The following is a 23040-nucleotide window of genomic DNA, read 5'->3' as shown; positions in this document are numbered from 1 at the left end:
AAACCAAAAACTGAGAACCTTTTCTAGTCCTCAGTTTCATACCTAACAATTTTTTGAAGCTTGTATAATCATCAATCTACAATTTCATTACAAACGCATTCATCTTTTGAAAAAATCAAAATCCATTTCACGATATCTTGATTAGCAAACTCTATTGCTTCTCCATATTTTTTTAACTGAAGATATGCTTCTTTACGTTTTTCCTCTAGCGTAGCTTTATTTAAGTTTTCTTTCTTAATATACTTTAATTCAAACAATGCTGTTATTCCTTGCGTATGATATGGGAATAATACGATATCTACATAGCCTTCCTCTACTGGGTATTCGCTTTTCAATAAGACATACTTATTAGATTGCGCAATTGCTGCAGCTGCTATTTTTACTTTAGATTCTGAAAATCCTCTAAAATCTCGATTATCCAAACTCTTTAAGATACCTTCTATATTAGAAACGAAAAGACTGTTGTCTTTTTTATCTATGATTCGATTTATGGATTCTGCATAATTAGAAGTATTCACATGAAAATCCAATTGTATCATTTTTCTAAAATAATCAAAATATATCTTTTTTATGAATGTATTAGGAACTGTAAATTCAATCATATCTCTATATACACTATGAATTGTCAAATATCCTAAATAGTACAAAAGAGAAATGAAATCATCTCTTGTAAACGCAACATCTAAACAAAATGAAGTAGTCAATTCACAGGTTATTTTTTCTTTTGACAAAATTTCAAGTAATATATCCTTATGTTTTTGATCCGAATTTATCATAAGCAAGCTTTCTAACTTGTTATAATCTGAAAGCATATTAGGATCAATCATATCAATAGGTGCTTCGTGATAAATTTGCCATTGATCAAAATAGTAAAATACCATATTAGGATTAAATAAGCATTCCTTTTTTTTCTTTGTAAAACAATAGCCATCATACATGATTTTCATGTCTTGTAATGCTGCCTGTTTGTTTACAATTTCATCAATTTCAAGAATTAATTTATACATTTCATCTTTATCAAATCCCATCATACTATGGTATCGTGGATCTAAAGAAAGATTGGTACTAATATTAAATCCTGAAGTCATAGAATCTAAGGTAATTGGAGAAACACCTGTCATAAAGATACGTTTCACAACACCTTTTGATGTTCCAATTTTCAATGTTTCATAAAACTTCCTTACATATCCGTTTTTTGAAACAATATTTTTAAACCCTTTTAAATCAAATGATATTAACTCATTAGAAAACTGGTCATATTCATCAATGATAGCATAAATCGGAATATCAGTTTTGCTAGGCAATTCATATAGTAATTGAGAAATAATTCCTGCTGCAGATCTTTTTTCCAATTCTATATCAATTTTATATTTGTTTAAAAATTCTTTGCATTGGTCTTCTATCCTTTGTGTAAACTCTCTTTCTAACATATCTGATGATGTATCATTTAATCCCGAAAAATCAAAAGGTAAAATTAGATAACTATTTTTTTCTACTGTTGGATGTTCATGTATATATGTATCCTTGAAATAAACATCAAAATTATCTTTTGTTAAGATATCGTAATAACAAGATAACATAGAGGTAAACAAAGTTTTTCCAAATCTTCTAGGACGAAGAAAATGAACAAATCTATCATTGCTATTTTCTAGTATTTCTATATATTTTGTTTTATCTACATAGACAAAGCCTTTTGTAACAATATCGACAAAATTCGAATTTCCTTTTGGTAGTTTCAGCATAAACCCACCTTCTTTCTGTACTTTATTATACCATAAACCATTGCCCATTCATTTGAATCGTGAAATATTTAGTAATTATCTTCTTACTATATCATTTTCTGATTTGCAGTGGTATAAATTCTCAAAAATTTAGAAGTATCAATTATAAAAAGATGTGCACGAAACACATCTTTATTCATAAACTTCTTGTATCATCTTTTCGATAATACAGGTATGTTCCTTATTCTTTTTGTCGTAATTGATTCCTACAAGCAAACACTCTCTTACATTTTTTACTTTTTCAATATAGTTTTTTTCCTTAATTTGATTTATAGCTTCTTGGGCATTTTTGTCATATTTCAGCTCTAATATGATTGCTGGATCACCATAATTCTTTGGTTTAAATAAGAAATCTACATATCCTTTGCCTGATTTATCTTCCCTTGTGACTTCATAATCATCTCTTGCTTTCAAATAACATAATGTTATTAGGCATGACATACTATTTTCATCATTATACTGTATAAACGGTATTTCTTTATCATGCGCTAATTCAATCATTTCAGCAACCTTTTCTGCATTGCCATTTATGGTTTCTTCCAATATTTTCTCAGAGTTTTCTACAACTTCCGCAACACCACCCATACTCTTTCTTTCTAGTGTTGCTTCAAATTTTTCCATCAATTCAAAATTAGGGATACGCAAGTAACCATTATGATAGGACAAAAAGCCAAATACTACCATGGCAGATAATATTTCATCTCGACTGTTTAATCTTAAGTCTGAAGCACTGTATCCTTTTAATTTTACTCTTATTGGAATACCTGCCACCATTTTCACAATGTCTTCTCTTACCGCACCTACATTATGTTCAATATATTCTGCGATTTCATTCATTGGTCCTGTTTCTGTCCAATAATTCTTACATACTCCATCTCTTAATGCGAAGGATACAGAACGTGGATTAAATAAGCTGGTATCATCAGATTTATAGTAACCATCATACCATTCTTTTAATACTTCATATGATGGTTTTGAAAAATGCTGTGTTAATTCTTTCACTTCTTTTTCATCAAAGCCAAAATAATCTTCATAAGTGCTATCATTCATGAAGTTATATTCTTTAAACATATTTAATTCTGAACCTGTTGAATATTTTGCGATTGGCAAAACACCCGTCATGTATACTAATTCAACATATGTCTTACTTTTTAATAATCTCTTCAAAAATTTCAGATATTCAAATTTATCTTTTTCCTGCATAAAATCTTCGTAAAAGATACTATCCCATTCATCTATGATGAAGATAAATTTTTCTTGGCTTGCAAGAAAAAAATCACTTAAAGAATCATCAGTTTCATGAACTTCGATATGAAAATAATCTATTAAATCTTTTCTCATTTTTTTATAAATACTATCAATATACTGTTCATAAGAATTACAATTTTGTGGAACATTACTAAAATCAATATAAATCACATGGTGTTTATTGATATGTTCTTCATAAGAGGCTGTTTGTGCTATCTTTAAATCTTTAAATAAATCGTGTGTATCATAACCTTGTGTATAATATGCGCCTAGCATATTTGCATTGATTGTTTTTCCAAATCTTCTAGGACGTGTAATACAAAAATAACAATCTTCACTACCAATGAAATCATTCAGTTTATTAATTAACATACTCTTATCAACATAGATTTTATTTTTTAAGACACGTTTAAATAATTCTACAGGATTATTTGTATCCAGGTAATACATATATAAACACCTCATTTCTTCTCTTTCATTATACCCTAAATTCTTTTATAAAACAGTATAAAAGTTGCTTTTTATACTGTTGCTGGAATGCTCTGATATCATTGATTTGTAATTACACTCCCAATTGATACACATACCTGTACACAAAAAGAAAAGGATGCCGAAGCATCCATGATTTCTTATTTACCGAATGTTTTGATTAGTTTGATAGCTGTCTTTAAAACTTTTTCTCCATCCATCATACCATAAGCAGCAGAATCAATTACTGCAACTGGAGTCTTGTCACCAAATTTTTTGTTAGTTTCTTCGAACAGGTATTTTACCTGTGGTCCAAGAAGGATGCAGTCAGGATGTAATTCATCAACGATGTCCTGGATTTTTGCATGAGAGAATGCTTTTACTTCAACTGGAAGCTGATGAGCATCTCCTACTTCCTGCATTTTCTGTGCTAACATACTTGTTGACATTCCGGCGCTACAAAACAAATAAATTCTTTTCATTTTAAACTCTCCTCTCTAGTTTTTTTCTTATTACTTGCTCTTTGCTTCAAGAGCTGTAATTCTTTCATAATTTGCGATCATTTCTTCCGCAATAATCTTGAATCCTTCAGCACTCATTAGCTGGTCTTCTGCATGAATCAACAATAAACATGGTTCTACTTTCTGACCACTTGCCTCCTGCTGAATCATAGAAGCATGCACTTCATGTCCCTGAAGAAAACTTTTTTCTCCTTCAGCAATCATGTTCTTTGCTTCTTCAAAATTCCCTTTCTTTGCTTCCTGTATTGCTTCAATATAGCTGGAACGTGCCATTCCAACCGCAGATATGATTTGAAAGCACTGCAGTTCTAAGCCTTCCATTATGTACCCTCCTATCAGTGACCTCTCTATCACGCACTATCATTATACGTTGAAATGAAAGATTTTGTTTTTAACACAACTTCCTAGCCATTAGGAAAAATCTTATGAGTGTCAGTTTATGGAAAACATCTTCCTAATCGCCTAGGAAAGGAATTTGTATTCCAGCAGCCAAGTTTCTCTCTATAATGAGTATGGATAAGAAAGAGGGTAAAGAAATGTTAGAACATACTTGGTCATTGGATTCCTTATATAAAGGATTTCATGATGACAAATTTCAGAAAGATCTAAACGACCTACATCTATTATACGACAATTTTCAGCATTTTTGTAAAGAATTGTCTACATATGATGAACAAATTCAGGTAATTGAAAGTGTAAAGCTGTTAGAAAAGGAATATGATTTATCTTACCGTTTACGTTTATACTGTATTTTACGTCAATCCGTTGATACTACAGATAAAGAAACCTTAAGCTATTTGAATATCGTGAATACACGTATCTCAAGCTTTTCCGTATACAAAGCGCAATTAAAGGATGTGATTGCACATGCAAAACATCTGGATGATATTATCAAAGGAAACGATATGCTGGAAGGTTATTCTTTTATTCTTCATGAAATGCAGGATAAAGCAAGTCACAGTTTAAGTAAAGAAGCAGAAGGTATTTTAGCAAATGTTGTGACAACCAGTGTAAAAGCTTTCTCTGATATGTATTATCACTTAACTTCACATGTAAATGTAGAATGCCTTGGTAAAACAATGACATTAACAGAAGTAAAAAACTTATGTCACTCTACCAGCAAAGAAGTTCGTAAGGAAGCTTTCCTTTGTGAAATGAAAGCTTATGAACAAATCAAAGAACCATTAGCCTTCTCTGTGAATAACATCAAACGTCAGCAGTTGATGGAAGCAAAACTTCGCGGCTACGCTGATCCTTTAGAAAAGATGTTGATAGATTCCCGTATGCAAAGAGAAACACTAGATGCAATGTATGGGGCAGTGGATAAATATCTGCCTAAATTCCATGAATATTTACGTACAAAAGCAAGCATGCTGGGATATGACAATGGTCTTCCATGGTATGATATTTACGCAACCATTGGTGAAAGCAATATGACGTTTACAATAGAAGATTGTGAAGCTTATATTTTAAAACATTTCAAAAACTTCTCTGATGATTTATATGGAATGGCAAAACAGGCAATGGATGAACACTGGATTGATTATCCAAGTCACACGGGTAAACAAAGTGGTGCATTCTGTGAAAATTTAGGATGGATTAAACAAAGCCGTATAATCACAAATTATGCTGATACGTTAAGTGATGTCATCACGGTTGCTCATGAACTTGGACATGCTTACCATGGTATGATGATTGAAGATCAACAGCCTTTGAATCGTGAATATTGTATGCCACTTGCGGAAACTGCGTCTACATTCAATGAAAATATTATGTATAATGCATTGATCAATGATGCTGATCCAAAAAATAAATTGTTCCTGATGGATACACAGCTTGCGGCATTATGTCAGAATATCTGTGATATTTATACACGATTTACTTTTGAAAAATCAATCTTCGATAACTGTGAAAGTCGCTTTATGTTCGCTACAGATTTAGAAGAGCTAATGTTAGATGCTGAAAAGAAATGTTTTGGAAATGGTATGGATCATGATTGGTTACACCCATTCCGTTGGATTACCAAAGTGCATTATTACATTCCAGATATCGCATACTACAACTTCCCATATACCTTTGGCGCATTGTTCTCTCGTGGCTTGTATGCAATGTATGAAAAAGAAGGCAAAGACTTCTTACCAAAATATCGTGCATTGTTAAAAGCATCCACAACCAATACGGTAGAAGATACTGCGATGGTAGCTGGCATTGATCTTACAAAACCTGATTTCTGGGAAGCTTCCTTACAATCTATTACAAATCAGATGGATGCCTTCTTAAACCTCGTAAAGGAGATGAAATAAATGGTAAAGTTTTTTAATCTGCATGATGATATTGGTACAGATATCTTTGATCATCGTGATAGTGAACCAAATCGTTTAGATGATTATCATTATCCAAAAATGAAACAGGGTGGTATTGATACAACTGCGATTGTATGTTGCTTTGCGGATGCAGAAACTACATGGCAGGATATGGTAGATCAGGTGCTTTATGTAAATGAAAAAATCAAAGAAAGTAAACATTATGCCTTCGATTATTCTAAAGATATCCGCGTGTTTATCGCCATAGAAGGGATGTGCGGCATCAAAGAAGGTGCCCGTGAAAAAATACATTGGCTGTATGAGCATAATGTAAAATGTGCAAGTTTATGCTGGAATGATCACAATGCCCTTGCATGTGGTGCAAAAAGTGGAAATATGCCATTAACACCCCTTGGAATTGAATGTGTAAAGGCAATGAATGAAGTACATATGGCTGTAGATGTTTCTCATTGCTGTGAATGGAATTTTTATGATATCCAGCGTATTTCCACAACACCAATCTTAGCAACACACAGTAATGTGAAAGGCTTATTTAATCACTATCGCAACTTAAGTGATCCTCAAATTCAAATGATTATGGAACATGGTGGTGTGATTGGTGGTTTGCCTGTTCGCTGGTTTGTGACAAGAGATGAAAGTAAACAAACATTAGATGAATTTATCAATATCATTGATTATATAAAAGAGAAATATGGCACAAAACAGATTGCCCTAGGATTTGATTTTATGGATTACATGGATGATCCTACCTGCATGGTAAAAGGATTAGACAGTGTTGCTCATATACAAAATCTTGCGAACAGACTTATCGAGCGTGGATATAGTCAGGAAGAAGTTGAAGATATTTGTTTCTATAATGCAAATCGTTATATGGAAACATATCTTAAATATTAGAAATGAACCAGAAGTAATACACAGATATCGCTTCTGGTTTTTTCTATCAAGTTTTTTTAAATAACAACGGAAAAGTCGTTGTTATTTTTCAAATTATCGTCTACACTGCTCATATTTGATAATTATTAACATGATATCTGTAGATAATCGCAAAAAGGTGTATTCAAATGTTTTAAAAATAAAATTACATTATAAGGATTTTAGAAAAAAAACAACTATAATGAATATAAGAAATCAGGACAGAAACCCAGTATTTTCTGCAAAGATTTTTTAAAATTAAAAAACGTGAAAAGCTATGATTTCGTATATAATTATTTCCAAAATTCTGAGGATTTGATACGTTCTATAAAAGAGTATACAAGAATTTCTAAAATTAATTCTAATGAATATACATTGAATGACCTACTGAAGTAGAAAAAGAGCAGAAATTTAAATCTGCTCTTTTTCTATGCTTTTTCACTCTTTCCATCTCTACGCTAAATGCTTACTTTTGGTAAATCCATATTGCATATCTTTGCAATTTTTCAATAATGATCACGTATGAAATACTTATAAGTGGAATATTGTTTCCAAGAAACGGTTTCTATTGTATCTTGTACATCCCGCCTGTATTTTGTACAATCGCTATTTTAAATATAAAACATATAGTGTAAGATACTTATAGAAGTACTTCAAACACAAGATATAAAGCTTATTACAAAAGAGATTTAAAAGAAATGAAAAGGTGAACAACATGAAAAAACATAAAAAGTATATCCTGATCATTGGGATCATTATCATTTTAATAGGTGGAACGGGTGGCTATTATGTATGGTGCGCATATCATCCGGAAATTGATATTCAGGTCACTGATTTTGGCAAAGGTGATGAGTATAAAATTCAAATGCCTTCTATTGTAATTGCGCCGCGAGGAACACCTAAAATCGCATCTGCTGTAGATGTGAAGTTGCTTCAATTTAAAAGTCAATATGAAAAGATTTATCATGATATCATTGAGAACTACAAAGGTTCTGATGTAAAATTAGCAATAGAAGTAACAGACAAGCAAACAATTTTAAAATACACAGGTACCGTTACAACATTTGAGGGAGAAACAATTGCTTTTGATAGAGATATCGCTTGTGATTTTGTACTAGATGCGAATATAATAAATTAACAACATGGGGAGTGGTATGAATGCTGAGAATTGCGATTTGTGATGATGAAATCAAAGATATAAAAATCATAAAAGAACTGACAGTAAATTTGTTAGACGCTTTACAATTGACATATGAAATTGAAGAGTTTTTAGATGGTTCTCTTTTATTAGATTCTGTCATCAGCTTTGATATCATTTTATTAGATATCGAAATGGAAAAGATGAATGGCATTGAAGTCGCTCGTAAATTAAGAGTATATAATCGTGATTCTAAGATTATTTTCATTACCAATTCCCCGAAATATATGCGCACTGGATATAGTGTGAAAGCAGATGGTTATTTTTTAAAACCAATAGATAAAATTGAATTTAATTATGAACTAACAAACATTCTAAAAGAGGATATGATTGACAGTAAATTTATTTTAGATAAACGAATTAGTCCTTATAAAATATATATCAATACAATTTTATATATTGAATATCGTGATAGAAAAACCATCATTCACTTCAAAGATCATGAAATCGCAACGACTTTAACTTTAAAAGAATGGGAATCTTTATTGGGTAATTATTATTTTTCTCAATGCCATAAAGCTTATATTGTTAATCTTCGCATGATTCGTAAACTAAATAGTGATTCAATCATTCTATCTAATGATGAAGAACTAATATTAAGTAGAAAATATAAAATAGAATTTAAAGCGGATTATTTTAATTCTATTGGAGAGAGGTTTTAATTATGTTAATCACGAATTTCATAGATAATTTACTGTTCGCATTAATATTTTATTGGTACGGTAAAAAATTATTTACACAGATATCTTCAAATAAAACAGATTATGTATTTCTTATTGCGTTTGTATTGTTAAAGACTTTTGCGGGTATATTTCATTTAACACTCGTCAATTTTGTATTTAGTATTTTGACTTATATAGGTATTATTTATCTTTTCTTTCATGATACCTTAAAAAAAGAAATATTTTTCATTATTTTATTCTTAATCTCAACTTTCCTTGCGGATATCAATTCTTATGTTTTAATAGAGATATCTTACAAATTCATCAGTTCTTATAATGATATCTTACAATCGCTCTTGATCATCGTTTATAATAAAACGATACTTGGCGTACTAGCTTATTTAATTGCGAAATTAAGCAATGTGAAGAGGAACGATGATAAGATTCATTATGGATATTTTCTATCTATTCCTACCATATCTGTATTTATCATCTATACGATGATGCAATCTAATCTATTTGATATGGAACCAATGCTTTCTATTATCTGTAGAATTATTTCTTGTATCATCGTTGTCCTCAATGTTTTAATCAGTATCAAATTCACGCATGTAATGCAATCTAAAGATCGACAAATTAAAGATGAAGAACAAAAAAGTCAGGAATTACATTATATGTTATTGGAAGAGAAAGTAGAAAGCTCAAAGAAATTTATTCATGATTTTAAGAAACATATCAATATGATCAATGCATATGTGCATGATGAAGATTGGGATAAATTAAAAGTATATCTGAATGAGTTATCCACAGAAATAAAAAAAGATGAAAGCTTCGTTTTAACAGGCAATAAGTTAATCGATTTATGTTTACATGCAAATAAGGATGCATTGACAACAAACACGATAGAAATTAAGCATGATATAAAGATTAAGGATGTATCTCCAGTTACTGAATTTGATTTCAACATTGTATTTTCTAACATATTGGACAATGCTATAGAAAGCTGTATCCGTACAAGTGGTCATTTTATCAAAATCAAGCTTGATAAAACCAATGATCTAGTTGTGTTAAAAGTCATCAATCCCTGCCTTGAAGTAAAAGAAAATTTTGAAACATTAAAGGATGAAAATGAACATGGTTATGGTATTTCAAATATAAAGAAAATTGTAGAAAAATATGATGGAAGTGCTACATTTAAATTTGATAAGGAACAGAGTGTATTCATATCAACAATCATCTTCAACAATAGCTAAAGAAAAAGCAACATTCGTTGCTTTTTCTTTTCGTCTATTCTTGCTTATTGAACTTTCTAGCTTTCCTTGTAATATCAATTGTTGGATTTTCCAAGCCATATGTTTTTGCCATTTCTGTGAAATGTTTTATCATATAATTATAAAACCCGTGGTTCTCATCCTTTGTCATCATCATGATTTTTACAATCTTATATGGATCCACAATTGGAATATCCCTGCTATGTATGTAATGAAGGATCTGTAAAGCGTGATCTTCATCACATGTTTCTATTTCAAAATCCCCCTGGTCACATATAATTCTCAATACAACATGAAACTGTTGCCCAGGTAAGTGTCCAGTATTCACGATTCTTGCTGTCGCAAAAACACCGACTTTTTTGATTTCAGAATAATCAATTGTGATATATGGTTCTTTTCCACCATAATCATATAAAATCATTTCCTGTTCATCATATGTAATCCTTGACATCAAAACAAAGCGCATCGTATTTACTGTATATTGAATCATAAGTGGCGTCGTATACAAACGATGTTGCCCTTTTGGCAAAATATTAGCATAGATAATATATTTCTTTGCTTTTTGTAAAAAATCTGTAGTTTTCATGCGAATTCCTCCTCAATCCGAAGGATATATGTATCAATCTGTACATGTTCCTGTGTTAGACATAATTGTAACTGATAAGGATCTTCAAAATTTTTATTCTTGCTTGATAGTAACAGCAGTAAATATTTCAGATTGGTTTTTGATAAATATCCTGGCAATAACCGTATAGGTTGTTTACCCTCAAATTCAATACAAATGCTGTAATCATTATGATGATGGTTGTCTGCTTTTTCATAAGATAATTTACAATACGTACTCTCATCATAACGATGATATTCTTTCTTCGGTTCTCTCTTTTGGAATATCGCTAAATACAATTGATTAGGATATCGATAAATGGTATACCCTTCTTCATCAAATTCAATCACCTGTTTATTTTCTTTATGCTGTTTATAGAAATATATAAATGGACATCCAATCACAATAAGCAATGCCAATGCACTTGAATATGGAAAATAGTTTTCAAATAATCCCCAGATCAATATCAAAAACATATCACCTACAAATAATAATATTGCAGTTGAAACGAATAAACTATGACGTATTTTTTCTTTTGTTGGTATTTCACCATATGAAATCTTTTTCATTTAAGCTCACCTCTTTTTTCCCATTGCGCAATCACTTGTGATTTTCTTCTTCTACTTAAACCAAATGATTCTCCATTGTTTAATATCACACGATCTTTTTGAATCAAATCTATTTTTGGCAGTGATACAATTGTCTGCCGGCTGACAAATACGAAATCACTATTCAATAGATTCATGGCTTTTTCCAAAGAAGTAAATTGTGTTGATATTTTTTTATTTTGAAGATAAAGATAGACAAATCCCTCTTCATATGTAAATGCATAAATATCATGAATTGCGATATATTGTTTTCCCTGTGCATGATGTATACAAACAGACGTAATATTCATCAGATAGGATTGAATGCTGTTTAAACAGGAAGGAAGCCGTTCGACAAGCTGTTCATGGAGGATATATTGATATACATATAAACCCATAATATCTAATAATGGTGCGCTGTCTTTTGCTAGTAACACCAAAATTGTTTTACCATTCATTTCTTGAAGAATCGAGGAAATCTTCGCTAATGAATAGTTTTCATCAGATATATTAATGATGAGAATATCAAAATGTGCTGTTTCATTTTGAATACGAAAATCTTCAAATGCTTCCACCTGTGCGTTGATTTCAGCTTTTAAATTTTCATCATCACACCATATCCCTATATCAAACATGGTATCCTCCTCCCTTCCTGACTTAAGTATATCAGATTTTTAAGCTTGTAAATATATTTTCTAATGAGCGGTATTTTCTTGTACCTGAATGGCAAAAAAATAATGGCAAATCGCCATTATTAATCTCTTAAACAACCAATTGGTATCACGTAAACACCATCTTCTCTCTTGTATGCATACTTTCCACCTGTCAACACCATACAAACACTTGGTGGTGTTAATCCATTATCATTTATTAGTGTTGAAAGTTTTAATAAATGTGAAGCCCCTTCCTCAATCTCACGACTTCCTAATTTCATTTCAATTAATATATATCTTCCATCACGCATATGAATAACAGCATCACATTCTAAACCATATCGATCATGATAATAAGATATTTCTCCTCCTAGCTTTTGTGAATAAATTCGTAAATCTCTAATACATAATGATTCAAACATAAAGCCAAGTGTATTCATATCATTCAATAATTGATCAGGAGATAACCCCAATGCAGCTACTGCCAATGATGGATCCACAAAACCCTTCTTTGTATTAGAACGTATAGCAGTTTTTGAACGTATTGAAGGACACCATGCCTCAATATCTTTTATGATATATAATCGTTGTAATGCTGTTATATAATTAAAAAATGTTGTTTCTGAAATGTTTATATCATTCGCAATTACATCTTTTCTTATAGAGGTTTTAGATGCCAATGTTGATATATTCCTTGCATATGAGCGTAAAATCGCCCGTATCCTTGTAGGATTTTTTAATTCTTCTTGTATTCTTGAAACATCACTTTCACATACAGCATCAATATATGCTTGAGGTATTAACAATGCAGCTTGTTTTGATATACCCATGGATGCAGGCCATCCTCCCCGACATATCGCATAAACCAAACTTTCAATATCTAATTGTGATTCAATACCATTCACATCGATATTTCCATTCAGTAAATTTACTAATGAAATTTTACCATTTGATTCTTTTGATTCAAATAAACTCATAGGATGCATGACAATCCTTGCAATTCTTCCTGTACCAGTATGATGCATGCCATCATCTTTAGGTACTGCCGATCCTGTTAATATAAATTGACCTGGTTCTCCTCTGGCATCTACTTCATTTCTTACTGCATCCCATAAAACCGGAGCCATTTGCCATTCATCAATCAAATGTGGAGGTTCTCCAGCTAGCAGTCTTTTTGGTGCTAATTCAGCTAACTTCAAGTAATCGTTTGACTTCTCCACATCTTGCATTTTGATATCACTTTTCGCAAATCGCATTGCTGTTGTTGTCTTCCCACACCATTTTGGGCCTACAATTAAAACTGCACCAAAAGCCTCAAGGTAATTAGGAAGAATATCGTCAATTATTCTTGGTAAATATACTTTTTCTTTCATGATGATATCCTCCATTCTTAGCTTTATTTTATTCTTTTATTAAAGGCATGTCAACAGTAATCAAAGTACTTTGTGGCATTTCATTAAAGTATTTTGTGGCATTTCATTAAAGCACTTTGTGGTATTTCATTAAAGTATTTTGTGGTATTTCACTAAAGTACTTTGTGATGTTTCATTAAAACATGCAAAATTTTAAATATGAATACTATATCAGAAGATGATTTAAATTCAGAATCAGAAAAAGGCTATAAAGATATGATCGAAGGTCGAACAAAACCAGCGAAAGATGCTTTTGATAAAAACGATTACAACATATGATTCCTATATAAAGCCAAAAGGTGACAAACTTCATTGCCACCTTTTCTTTTATTCTATTTAACGAATGCCCTGATTCATTTCTTTGATTTTATCCCAGTTGACTCTGCGACAGAATTCTGCGATTGCTTCTACTGTCTGCACATAGTCTTTACGATGGATAATCAAACGATGAGAGTGCATATAACGTGTTGGAATACTCAAAGTCATTGTAATGATTCCAGCATGTGCTTTATGGATATTATCCGCATCTGTGCCACCAACAGTCATCATATCATAATTGATATCTAAATTTAAATCACGGCAGATATCTTCCATTTCATGAAGTAAAGCTTTATGTCCAATAATACCGGCGTCCATAACACTTAATACAACACCGCCGCCAAGTTTGATATCGCCCTGATCTACTGGTGTATCCATAGCCGTTGTGACATCTAATGCAATCGCAACATCAGGATGAATCATATTACCCGCTGTTCTTGCGCCACGCAAACCAACTTCCTCCTGCACAGTACCAACTGCATATACATTGGCATCATGTGCATCCTTTTGAATACGATATAATACATCTACAGCAAGTGCTGCACACAAACGGTCATCCCATGCTTTTCCCATCAGATAGTTTGGATTATTCATGACTTCAAATTTAGTATCTGGTGTGATCATATCACCGATCTGAATACCTAATTCTAATACTTCCTCACGGCTTTCTACACCTAGATCCAAGAACATATCGATTGGTTTGATGACCTTTTCTTTTACTTCCGCAGGTAATCCATGAGGTGCACTGGAACCTACCACACCATGGTATCGTTTACCTTCTTTGGTGGTAACATATAATGTTTGTGCAGGTAATACATGTCCCCACCAGCCACCAACTGGAAGCATTCTGATAAAGCCGTTTTCATCAATTTCTCTTACAAGAAAACCAACTTCATCCATATGTCCACAGATCATAACTTTTGGTCCATCTTCTTTTCCTTTTTGTAGACCGATGATAGAACCAATATTATCATAAGTGATTTCATCTGCAACTGGTTCTAACCATTTTTTCATGACACGACTGACTTCTTTTTCACATCCGGAAATTCCATGAGCTTCACTAAGCTCTTTAATCATTTCCAGATTCATTTCTCCATAAGCTTCTATCATTGCACTCACCTCTTATCGGTTTTCTGCTTTGAACGCATTAATTTTATCTTCATCCAGAGATTTGATGATAGAAAGAACAGCTGCTTTTGCACTTTCATAATCACGTACATCAATCATAGAGTTTCCTGTGTGTACATTTCTTCCACAGATACATGCACTTAGTGTAGGGCATCCTGCAAATAATTTGTGTACCCATGCAGCATCCGTTTGTCCCATATTATAGAAGTACTGATAAGGCAGGCTTTCTTTTTCACATGTTTCTACCAGTGTATCCAACAACATACGATTTGGCATCATTCCTTTATCATAATAACGAACAAGGATACCTTTACCCATCTGTCCAACGGCATTTTCTTTACCTGTTACATCATTGGCAAATGAGCAATCCATCACAATTCCCATATCTGGATGAATTAATCCAGTAGCAGTTGTTCCTCCACGCATGCCTACTTCTTCCATAACGGTAGCACCAATGTATAAATCAACATCTAATTCTACATCTTTTAATGCCTGTAATAGCTCAATTGCCATAATGCAGCCATAACGATCATCCCATGCTTTAGAAAGTATACGATTACCACCAGGCAACACAGTGAAAGGTCCATCTAATACTGCACTATCTCCAACATGGATTCCCCATTCACTTACCATTTCATCACTTTCTGCGCCTAAATCAATCAGCATTTTCTTGATATCACATGCTTTAATATCATCATTATCCGCAACGATGGTACCTACATATTCTTTTCCATTGCTTGCTTTAATTCTTACTCTTTGTGAGTGAAGACTTTGGGCATCAATTCCGCCAATGGTGATAAAACCAAGCAGCCCGTTTTTCTTGATGCTTGTGATCATAAATCCTACTTCATCCATATGTCCACATACCATTACTTTTGGTGCGTTAGTTTTCTTAGATTTTTTTATTGCGAATATTGATCCTAAATTATCATAAATGATTTCATCTGCATATGCCTCCATATGTTTTTTCATTGCCTGAGATACTGCTCTTTCATCCCCTGCAATACCAATCAGTTGTGTTAATTCTTCCATTAAATCCAGTGTTTGTTTTTCTAACATATCATGTTACCTTCTTTCCTTTTACATATGTATTATACGACCTTTTTCAGGGGCGTATTTGAATATCGTTTCCTAAAGATTAGGAAGTGAAAACAAAAAGAAAAACAGCTTTTAGCAGCTGTCCTTCCTTGGTTAAATTGGATACGATTAGTGATATGCGTGTTCTGCGATAATTGCACTTGTATCTGTTTTTTCTACTAATGCTTTTGCTAATTCACACATTACTGTTAATGCCTGAGGTAAGCCTGTACCACCTTTTTTAGGCATTTTCAGAATGGTTACTTTATCTTTAAATTCGTTAATTGCTTTTTCACATTCCTGTGACATGATTGCAAATGCAGGAACATCTAAGTGAGCATTGATGGTTTCAGCTGTTTTTGCTGCCATCATTGCATAATTACCATAGTTGAAGCAAGGTCCACAGATAACAACATCTGGGTTGATTTTCTTAACCATTGCGGCGAATTTCTTAGCATTTGTGTCTGGATCTTCCGCAAAAGTTCCATCTCCACACCATAATGTTGCACAGATTGTACCACCCATATCTTTTAAAGTTTTTTCAAACATGTTGCAAGAACCGATAGGCATTGGTTTACCACCCATTTTTAGATCTGGACTTTCTTTTCCACCTAATCCAGCCTGTGTCTGGTCAAATATCATTAATACTTTCATTTTTCCTGTTCTCCTTGTTCTTTTCTCTTTTTCAATAGAAGCAATGCCTTCTTCAGCACTTTTTCTCCATCCATCATGCCATAATCATCCTGATCAATCAGCATAACTGGCGTTTCTTTGTCATATTTATCAACAACCTGCTGGAACATGTATTTTACCTGCGGTCCAAGTAAAATAACATCTGGATGTTTTTCATCCACAATCTTTTGTATTTTCTTATTGGAAAATGCTAAGATTTCAATTGGCAGCAAATGTGTATTTGCGACATCCTGCATACGACTAGCTAGTAGGCTTGTTGACATTCCCTGATCACAGAATAGATAGATACGTTTCATGTGATGAGGCACCTCCTTTTTACATTATCATTATAACCCTTTTTTTAAGGGATAACTTCAATTATGTTTCCTAATACTTAGGAAGTCATATTTTACATCAAAACGATGTACTTTCATAAGAAAGACAGGCAGCAAGCACCACCTGTCTTATAAAATATAGGTTTATATACATATTCGTTTTTCAGATAAATAGATTTTTTTACTTAAACGCACATTTTTAAGCAAATTTCCAAAATTTATCAATAACTCAAATCGTATACGTTTTTATCTTATAGATCGTCTAGTGACAGATCATCAAATGAGAAGTCATCTTCTTCTTCAGTATTTTCCATTTCAGCTTCTTCAGCAAGGTATGTCTTATCAAGTGCCTTGATGAATGGATAGTAGATACAGCATCCTAAGAATAACAGAATGAACTGCCATACAGATGCGATCCAGCTACCTGTTGATAACCATCCAGAGAATCCAATTGGAGTAGTCCAAGGAAGGTTAACACCTGTTGTCTTAGGTACGATACCCCAGCTGACAACTAAGTAAGATAAGATCAGGTTCATCATTGGTACAACGATGAATGGTACGATAATAACTGGGTTTAATACGATAGGAAGACCGAAGATGATTGGTTCATTGATACCGAAAATACCAGGAACGATACTTAATTTTCCAAGTTTAGTGATACGTTCTGATTTACAGAACAACAACATACAGATAACTAGTGACAAGGTACTTCCTCCACCACCGAAGTTACAGAAGAAGTTAGAGAATGGGTTTGTAAAAATATATGGTAATTTTTCATTTGGTACACCAGCTTCAAATTGTAATAACTGATCAGCAGTTAATATGTTACCAATGAAGTATACAGAGTTCATTACAGCTGGACCATTGATACCGAAGAACCATAAGAATGTACACATGAAGGAATATAATGCGTTCGCACCTAATGTGTCACCTAAGCCCTTCATAGGTGTCTGTAATACTGTAAATACAAATCCCTGAGCAGTTTCAAATGGTGTCATTTCAAATAAGATACGTACTAAGAAGCATACGATCATAACAACAGCACTTGGAACTAAAGCAGCAAATGAATCAGCTACTGCAGGTGGTACACCTTTTGGCATTTTGATTGTCCATCCCTTTTTGTATACCCAGATGAACAATAATACACACAGAATAGAACATACCAGTGCCATGAAGATTCCATCAGGTCCGATGTAATCAAATGACAGACCAGCGAAAGCACCTTCTAATACAACTTTTCCATCGTCATTTACAGCATCTAATACAGTAGGCATCATGATGAAGTAAGATACTAAGGCAACAGCAGCACCCTGAATTTTATCTCCACCAAATTCTCTGGCCATAGCATAACCAGTACCTAAACATGTTAATAAACCAGTACAGTTGAATGTTGCACGTGATACGGCTTTAAACCACTGTTCCCAACCAGCACCCAATACGCCATTCCAGAAGTTTTCCCATCCTGGAATTGGGAAGTTAGCAATCAGCAAGAAGATAGAACCAACGATCAATAATGGAGTAGCAATCAAGAAACCATCACGGATAGCGATCAGGACACGATTCTTACTCAAAACATCGGACATTGGCATTAATAGTTTTTCTAGCTTGTCGAACATTTTATTTCCTCCTCGTTTTGTTTGTTTAAAAAATTTATTTACGCGCGTTAAATTTTTTACACTCCTATTATAATCGGTAAATACCTTCCGTGGGATGAAAAACATTTCCTAACTTATAGGAAATCATTTTTTCTTTCTTATTATATATTTTATATGCCTATTTTATCGGTTATATAAGAAATCATATAATATAAGGCTGCCAAAAATTTTCCTAATAAAAAGACAGCACGGAAATGCTGCCTTAGGATTAAAATGCTTTATAGTTTCCTGTTTTATGCTCTAACTGATAGACTTTTGTACCGCCGATAAAATCATGCAGCATTCTACGGTTAGGATTTGTCCATGTTACAACAATAGATAACAATGTCATGAAGTAACATACATAAGAAATAAATTTAGGATAATCGATACCAGCAGTCAAAACTACCAGCTGGATCACATAAGTTGTGGTAAATGCAGCACCTTCGATAAATGTCATGGCGAATACATTACGTAACAACAATGCTTTTAATGTGACATCACTACCATCCATCATCACAATTTTATAATTCAATAAACGTTTTGCGGGTGTCTGGCCTGGCCATACCTTTAAAGGAATGACAACATAATACAGGATATACAATAAGAATACCAATGCAGTTATCAGATAAACGTATGGTAATGGCAACCCAGCGAGTACCTGTGTGGTTTCTGTAGAGCCGGTTACTCTTGATTCAATAAATACAAGAGGAATAACAGCCAGTACATTCGCTAAAAAGAAATCCATCAGATAGCCAAAGAAACGGCGAAGATTACCAACAGGTGGAAAGTTTTCATCTAGTTTAGAGCCTTGTTTACTCATTAACTTTACAGTTAAACGATCAATGAAGCCCAGCTTTGGTTCATTATATACTTTCTTGCTTTTGCCTTTTGGCTCGTTATATATTTTGTTTGCTTTCTTTGTATTTGTCATCATCGCATATCCTCCTTATTCTACGATACGATTGATAAAATCATTGTAGTCTTTACTTTCTAACAGTGTCGCAAAGCGATTGGCATCTGATACTGCATTAGACAGCCAGTCGAAAAACATCTTTAACATATAGCGGTCTTCTTCATTGATTGCCAACAGAATAACCAGTTTCACATCAAATGCACCCCATGGTATCGGCTTTTTCAATACCGCTACAGAGATATTTGATTTTTTACTCAAGACATCAAAGCTGTGTGGTACCGCAAAGGAATAGGTAAAGGAAGTTGGTGACATAGATTCCCTTTTTAATACGGATTCTTTAAAATCCTTTGGTGTATAGCCTGCTTCATATAAGTTATCACACATAAAATTGATGACATCTTCACTGCTGGCTGCTTCTAAATCAGTATAAAAGAACTTTGGATCGATCATACCTTTGATTCCTTCCTGAAATTCTTTTTGGAATCGTTTTTTATCTAATAAGTTTAATGCCTGAAAAATACGACTTTCATCTTCTAGATTCACGAATAGTGAAATCTGAATGGTTGTGATATCTAAGTCATGTTTTAATGGCAGGGTGGTTAAAATCAAATCTGGTTTGATACGCAGAATGGCTTTTTCTTCAAAGAAATTCAAGCATTCCACAATTCCCATTCGTTCCCCAAAGCGGGTTTCTACCTTACGCACACACATATTGCTTAGTGCCTGATCATGTGGATATATCATAACAACACGGTATTTTCCTGATAAGTTTGCTCGTTCAAAAGCAGAACCTAAATGCAAAGATAAGAAACCAATTTCATTTTCATTAATTTCTTCACCCAGCTGTTCTTCTAGATAACGGGCAACACGTACCCCCATTTCAAATACCAGAGGATATTTACGTTTGATTTCCTGTAAATATACATTAGATACTTCCACATGCTTCATCTGGCGTTCCATCAATGACTGCATATGCATTTTTAAGCCTATCTTTAAATCTGAATCCTGACAAAAATCGATGTCAAAATCATTATGGATAATCTCCAACATACCTTCTACGATTTCATCACTGCTCATAGAATGACTCATGGAAACCAAGTCTTTGGTATAATTGGTTCCTTTCTTCCCCATCAGTAATAATGCCAATAAGGCAACTTCATCATCTACGATTTCTATACGGATTTTCTTAGCCACACTGTGGAAAAATTCTTCCGCAATTTTATATTCCTGACTTTGTTTTAATTCTTCATTTTTGCGATCCGTCTGTATGTAGTTTCTTCGGATAATTCGTTCTATCGCAATGCCTACATGAATCATCAACATTGGGAATGCCATTTCTCTGACATGATAGTTATGTTTATCTAATGTCTGTTCTAGAATATCTTTGATTAATAATAAATCAAAATCCTTATATAATGCCGCAAGGTTATTTAAATTCAAGAAATTTCCCTGTGTTTCTTCTGCCAGCAAGTCTTTATATAATTTACGTTTACTTTCCTCCGCACCTTCTAAATGGATAAAATTCTTGCTCCTTACCAATTTCAGCTGTGGATATGGTTCTATCATTTTTTTGATACGTTTAATGTCATTATCAATCGAGTATTCACTCACAAAAACTTTATCTTGTAACGATGTGATATTTAATTCATTCTTTTCAAACAACAACTCCTGTATGATATATACACAGCGTTCATGCGGTGTTTGAGGAATGGGTTCAGCTAATTCAATATCTAATGTACGAAATACTTCTGTGTTCAGATGATATCCATAGCGTAAATTGCTTTCTATCAGGTTTTCATCATAGTATCGGTTGATAGCGTCCATGTCACTGCGAATGGTACGATCACTTACATTCAAAAGTTTACTCAATTCTTTTCCTGTAATCCATTCATTCGCGTCATTCATCATCGCAATGATTCTCTCTTGTCGTTTATTCAATGCCATTGTATGCACGCCCCTTCCATTTATATTATAATGAAATTTAAAAGGGAAAAGCCCAACTTGGTTTCCTAACTGCTAGGAAATTTCCGTAGTAAGAATTTCCTAGGACTAGGAAGATGTTTTCGACTTGTTTTGCGTTTCAACGATTATAATGGTACATGAAAAAGAAGAGGAGAATAGAAGATGAAAAATAAAAAAATTCGATTTCTGCTGTGTTTAGGAGGGGTATTGCTGAGTTCTCTGCTTCAGACATATGTCATCAAAGCATTCATTCAGCCCAGCAATTTACTAAGCAGCGGTTTCACAGGTGTAGCGATCCTGATTGATAAAATAGCAAGCTTATACGGACATTCTATTTCTACATCTGTATGTATTCTGGTACTAAATATCCCAGTTGCGCTGGCTTGTTATAAAAGTATATCCAAAAAGTTTACTTTATTATCCACAATACAGTTCTTTATGACATCTTTATTATTGAAAGTATGTGAATTTAATCCTTTGTTCAATGATTTGATTCTAAATGTTGTATTCGGTGGATTCTTATATGGTATCAGTGTAGTACTGGCATTAAAATCCAATGCAAGTACCGGGGGTACTGACTTTATCGCACTTTATGTATCCAATAAGATCAATCGTTCTATCTGGGAACAGGTATTTATCTTCAATGCCTTGATTCTGTGTATCTTTGGCTATATGTTTGGATGGATTTATGCTGGTTATTCTATCGTATTCCAGTTTATTTCCACTAAGACGATTTCTACCTTCCATCACCGTTATGAACGTGTAACCTTACAGATTACAACACAAGATCCTGAAAATGTTGTGGATAACTATGTTGACCATTTCCGTCATGGTATCTCTTGTATCCAGGGATATGGTGGGTTTAGTAAGAAAAAAATGTACCTATTGATTACCGTTATTTCTTCTTATGAAATATCTGATGCTGTTCATTGTATACAGGAGGTAGATCCACACGCAATCGTCAATGTCTTACGTACAGAACAGTTCTATGGAGGGTTTTATCAACAACCAATGGATTAGAAACAGCAAATCGCTGTTTCTTTTTTTCATATGAAAAATAGCATAAAAATCTAGTTATCCGCATAAAAACTGGACTTATCACACTTTATCAAGGTCAAAACCACTCAATTTACTACTAATTTACTACTTATGAATGAGCTTTGATACGACGATTTATCCTTGAAAAGTGAAGATATAAAGATACTTCCAATAAAATTTGAATATTTAATAGGTAGACACTTCAAAAAATGAGGTGTCTATTTTTTTACCCGATTTTGAAAGGAAGTGAACTTATGAAAACAAAAAATCAAGAATCAAAAGGTCGTTCCCCACTCTTTAAGACCATCAAACATTCATT

At 33.1% G+C, this 23040-nt stretch carries 21 protein-coding genes; 6 read left to right on the top strand and 15 right to left on the bottom strand.

Annotation, left to right across the window (positions count from 1 at the left end):
* Positions 1-71: 71 nt before the first annotated feature.
* The 4 genes from DW114_RS16560 to DW114_RS16545 form a co-directional block, all read right to left on the bottom strand.
* Positions 72-1742 (bottom strand): AAA family ATPase, encoded by a 1671-nt coding sequence (locus tag DW114_RS16560; RefSeq protein WP_158552311.1) that lies wholly within the window; start codon positions 1740-1742, stop codon positions 72-74.
* 171 nt (positions 1743-1913) lie between these two features.
* Positions 1914-3479, bottom strand: a complete 1566-nt coding sequence (locus DW114_RS16555; RefSeq protein ID WP_158552310.1) for an AAA family ATPase — start codon at positions 3477-3479, stop codon at positions 1914-1916.
* Positions 3480-3658: 179 nt separating this feature from the next.
* Positions 3659-3979, bottom strand: a complete 321-nt coding sequence (locus DW114_RS16550) for a PTS sugar transporter subunit IIB (protein ID WP_117454819.1) — start codon at positions 3977-3979, stop codon at positions 3659-3661.
* Between the two features lie 30 nt (positions 3980-4009).
* On the bottom strand, positions 4010-4339 hold the full coding sequence (locus DW114_RS16545; protein ID WP_117454818.1) for a PTS lactose/cellobiose transporter subunit IIA: 330 nt from the start codon (positions 4337-4339) through the stop codon (positions 4010-4012).
* A gap of 215 nt (positions 4340-4554) precedes the next feature.
* On the opposite strand from DW114_RS16545, the gene DW114_RS16540 reads away from it, so the two are divergent.
* The 5 genes from DW114_RS16540 to DW114_RS16520 all read left to right on the top strand — a co-directional run bounded on the left by DW114_RS16540 (position 4555) and on the right by DW114_RS16520 (position 10367).
* Positions 4555-6321, top strand: a complete 1767-nt coding sequence (locus DW114_RS16540; protein ID WP_117454817.1) for a M3 family oligoendopeptidase — start codon at positions 4555-4557, stop codon at positions 6319-6321.
* Positions 6322-7236 (top strand): dipeptidase, encoded by a 915-nt coding sequence (locus DW114_RS16535; RefSeq protein WP_117454816.1) that lies wholly within the window; start codon positions 6322-6324, stop codon positions 7234-7236.
* 733 nt (positions 7237-7969) lie between these two features.
* Positions 7970-8392 (top strand): hypothetical protein, encoded by a 423-nt coding sequence (locus tag DW114_RS16530; protein ID WP_117454815.1) that lies wholly within the window; start codon positions 7970-7972, stop codon positions 8390-8392.
* Positions 8393-8412: 20 nt separating this feature from the next.
* The gene (locus tag DW114_RS16525; protein ID WP_117454814.1) at positions 8413-9114 is read left to right on the top strand and encodes a LytR/AlgR family response regulator transcription factor; all 702 of its coding nucleotides are present in this window, start codon (positions 8413-8415) and stop codon (positions 9112-9114) included.
* A 2-nt stretch (positions 9115-9116) separates the two neighbouring features.
* Positions 9117-10367, top strand: a complete 1251-nt coding sequence (locus tag DW114_RS16520; protein ID WP_117454813.1) for a sensor histidine kinase — start codon at positions 9117-9119, stop codon at positions 10365-10367.
* A gap of 34 nt (positions 10368-10401) precedes the next feature.
* Here DW114_RS16520 and DW114_RS16515 read toward each other — a convergent pair whose 3' ends face one another.
* The 11 genes from DW114_RS16515 to DW114_RS16465 all read right to left on the bottom strand — a co-directional run bounded on the left by DW114_RS16515 (position 10402) and on the right by DW114_RS16465 (position 21665).
* The gene (locus tag DW114_RS16515; protein WP_117454812.1) at positions 10402-10971 is read right to left on the bottom strand and encodes a hypothetical protein; all 570 of its coding nucleotides are present in this window, start codon (positions 10969-10971) and stop codon (positions 10402-10404) included.
* Positions 10968-11558 (bottom strand): hypothetical protein, encoded by a 591-nt coding sequence (locus tag DW114_RS16510; RefSeq protein ID WP_117454811.1) that lies wholly within the window; start codon positions 11556-11558, stop codon positions 10968-10970. Before DW114_RS16510 ends, DW114_RS16515 begins: the two co-directional genes overlap by 4 nt.
* The gene (locus DW114_RS16505) at positions 11555-12211 is read right to left on the bottom strand and encodes a LytTR family DNA-binding domain-containing protein (RefSeq protein ID WP_117454810.1); all 657 of its coding nucleotides are present in this window, start codon (positions 12209-12211) and stop codon (positions 11555-11557) included. The genes DW114_RS16510 and DW114_RS16505 overlap by 4 nt, the downstream gene beginning before the upstream one ends.
* Positions 12212-12330: 119 nt before the next feature.
* Positions 12331-13602, bottom strand: a complete 1272-nt coding sequence (locus tag DW114_RS16500) for an ATP-binding protein (protein WP_117454809.1) — start codon at positions 13600-13602, stop codon at positions 12331-12333.
* 375 nt (positions 13603-13977) lie between these two features.
* The gene (locus tag DW114_RS16495) at positions 13978-15069 is read right to left on the bottom strand and encodes a M42 family metallopeptidase (protein ID WP_117454808.1); all 1092 of its coding nucleotides are present in this window, start codon (positions 15067-15069) and stop codon (positions 13978-13980) included.
* 12 nt (positions 15070-15081) lie between these two features.
* Positions 15082-16146: a M42 family metallopeptidase gene (locus tag DW114_RS16490; protein ID WP_117454807.1), complete on the bottom strand. Its 1065-nt coding sequence runs from the start codon at positions 16144-16146 to the stop codon at positions 15082-15084.
* A 147-nt stretch (positions 16147-16293) separates the two neighbouring features.
* Entirely contained in the window at positions 16294-16818 is a 525-nt protein-coding gene (locus DW114_RS16485; protein ID WP_117454806.1) for a GrdB-related putative oxidoreductase, read from the bottom strand.
* Entirely contained in the window at positions 16815-17153 is a 339-nt protein-coding gene (locus tag DW114_RS16480; protein WP_117454805.1) for a PTS sugar transporter subunit IIB, read from the bottom strand. Before DW114_RS16480 ends, DW114_RS16485 begins: the two co-directional genes overlap by 4 nt.
* 269 nt (positions 17154-17422) lie before the next feature.
* Positions 17423-18787 (bottom strand): PTS sugar transporter subunit IIC, encoded by a 1365-nt coding sequence (locus tag DW114_RS16475; protein WP_117454804.1) that lies wholly within the window; start codon positions 18785-18787, stop codon positions 17423-17425.
* A 247-nt stretch (positions 18788-19034) separates the two neighbouring features.
* Positions 19035-19742 carry an RDD family protein gene (locus tag DW114_RS16470; protein WP_233511378.1) on the bottom strand — a complete coding sequence of 236 codons (708 nt, stop codon included), beginning with the start codon at positions 19740-19742 and terminating at the stop codon, positions 19035-19037.
* Positions 19743-19754: 12 nt separating this feature from the next.
* Complete coding sequence (locus tag DW114_RS16465; RefSeq protein WP_117454803.1) at positions 19755-21665, bottom strand: BglG family transcription antiterminator; 1911 nt, start codon at positions 21663-21665, stop codon at positions 19755-19757.
* Positions 21666-21845: 180 nt separating this feature from the next.
* Here DW114_RS16465 and DW114_RS16460 point away from each other — a divergent pair, with 180 nt between their 5' ends.
* Entirely contained in the window at positions 21846-22703 is an 858-nt protein-coding gene (locus DW114_RS16460) for a YitT family protein (protein ID WP_117454802.1), read from the top strand.
* Positions 22704-23040 lie beyond the last annotated feature (337 nt).

The sequence above is a fragment of the Absiella sp. AM09-50 genome (genome assembly GCF_003433845.1).
GTDB lineage: Bacteria > Bacillota_I > Bacilli_A > Erysipelotrichales > Erysipelotrichaceae > Hoskinsella > Hoskinsella hominis.
This window is presented reverse-complemented; position numbering and strand designations above follow the sequence as displayed.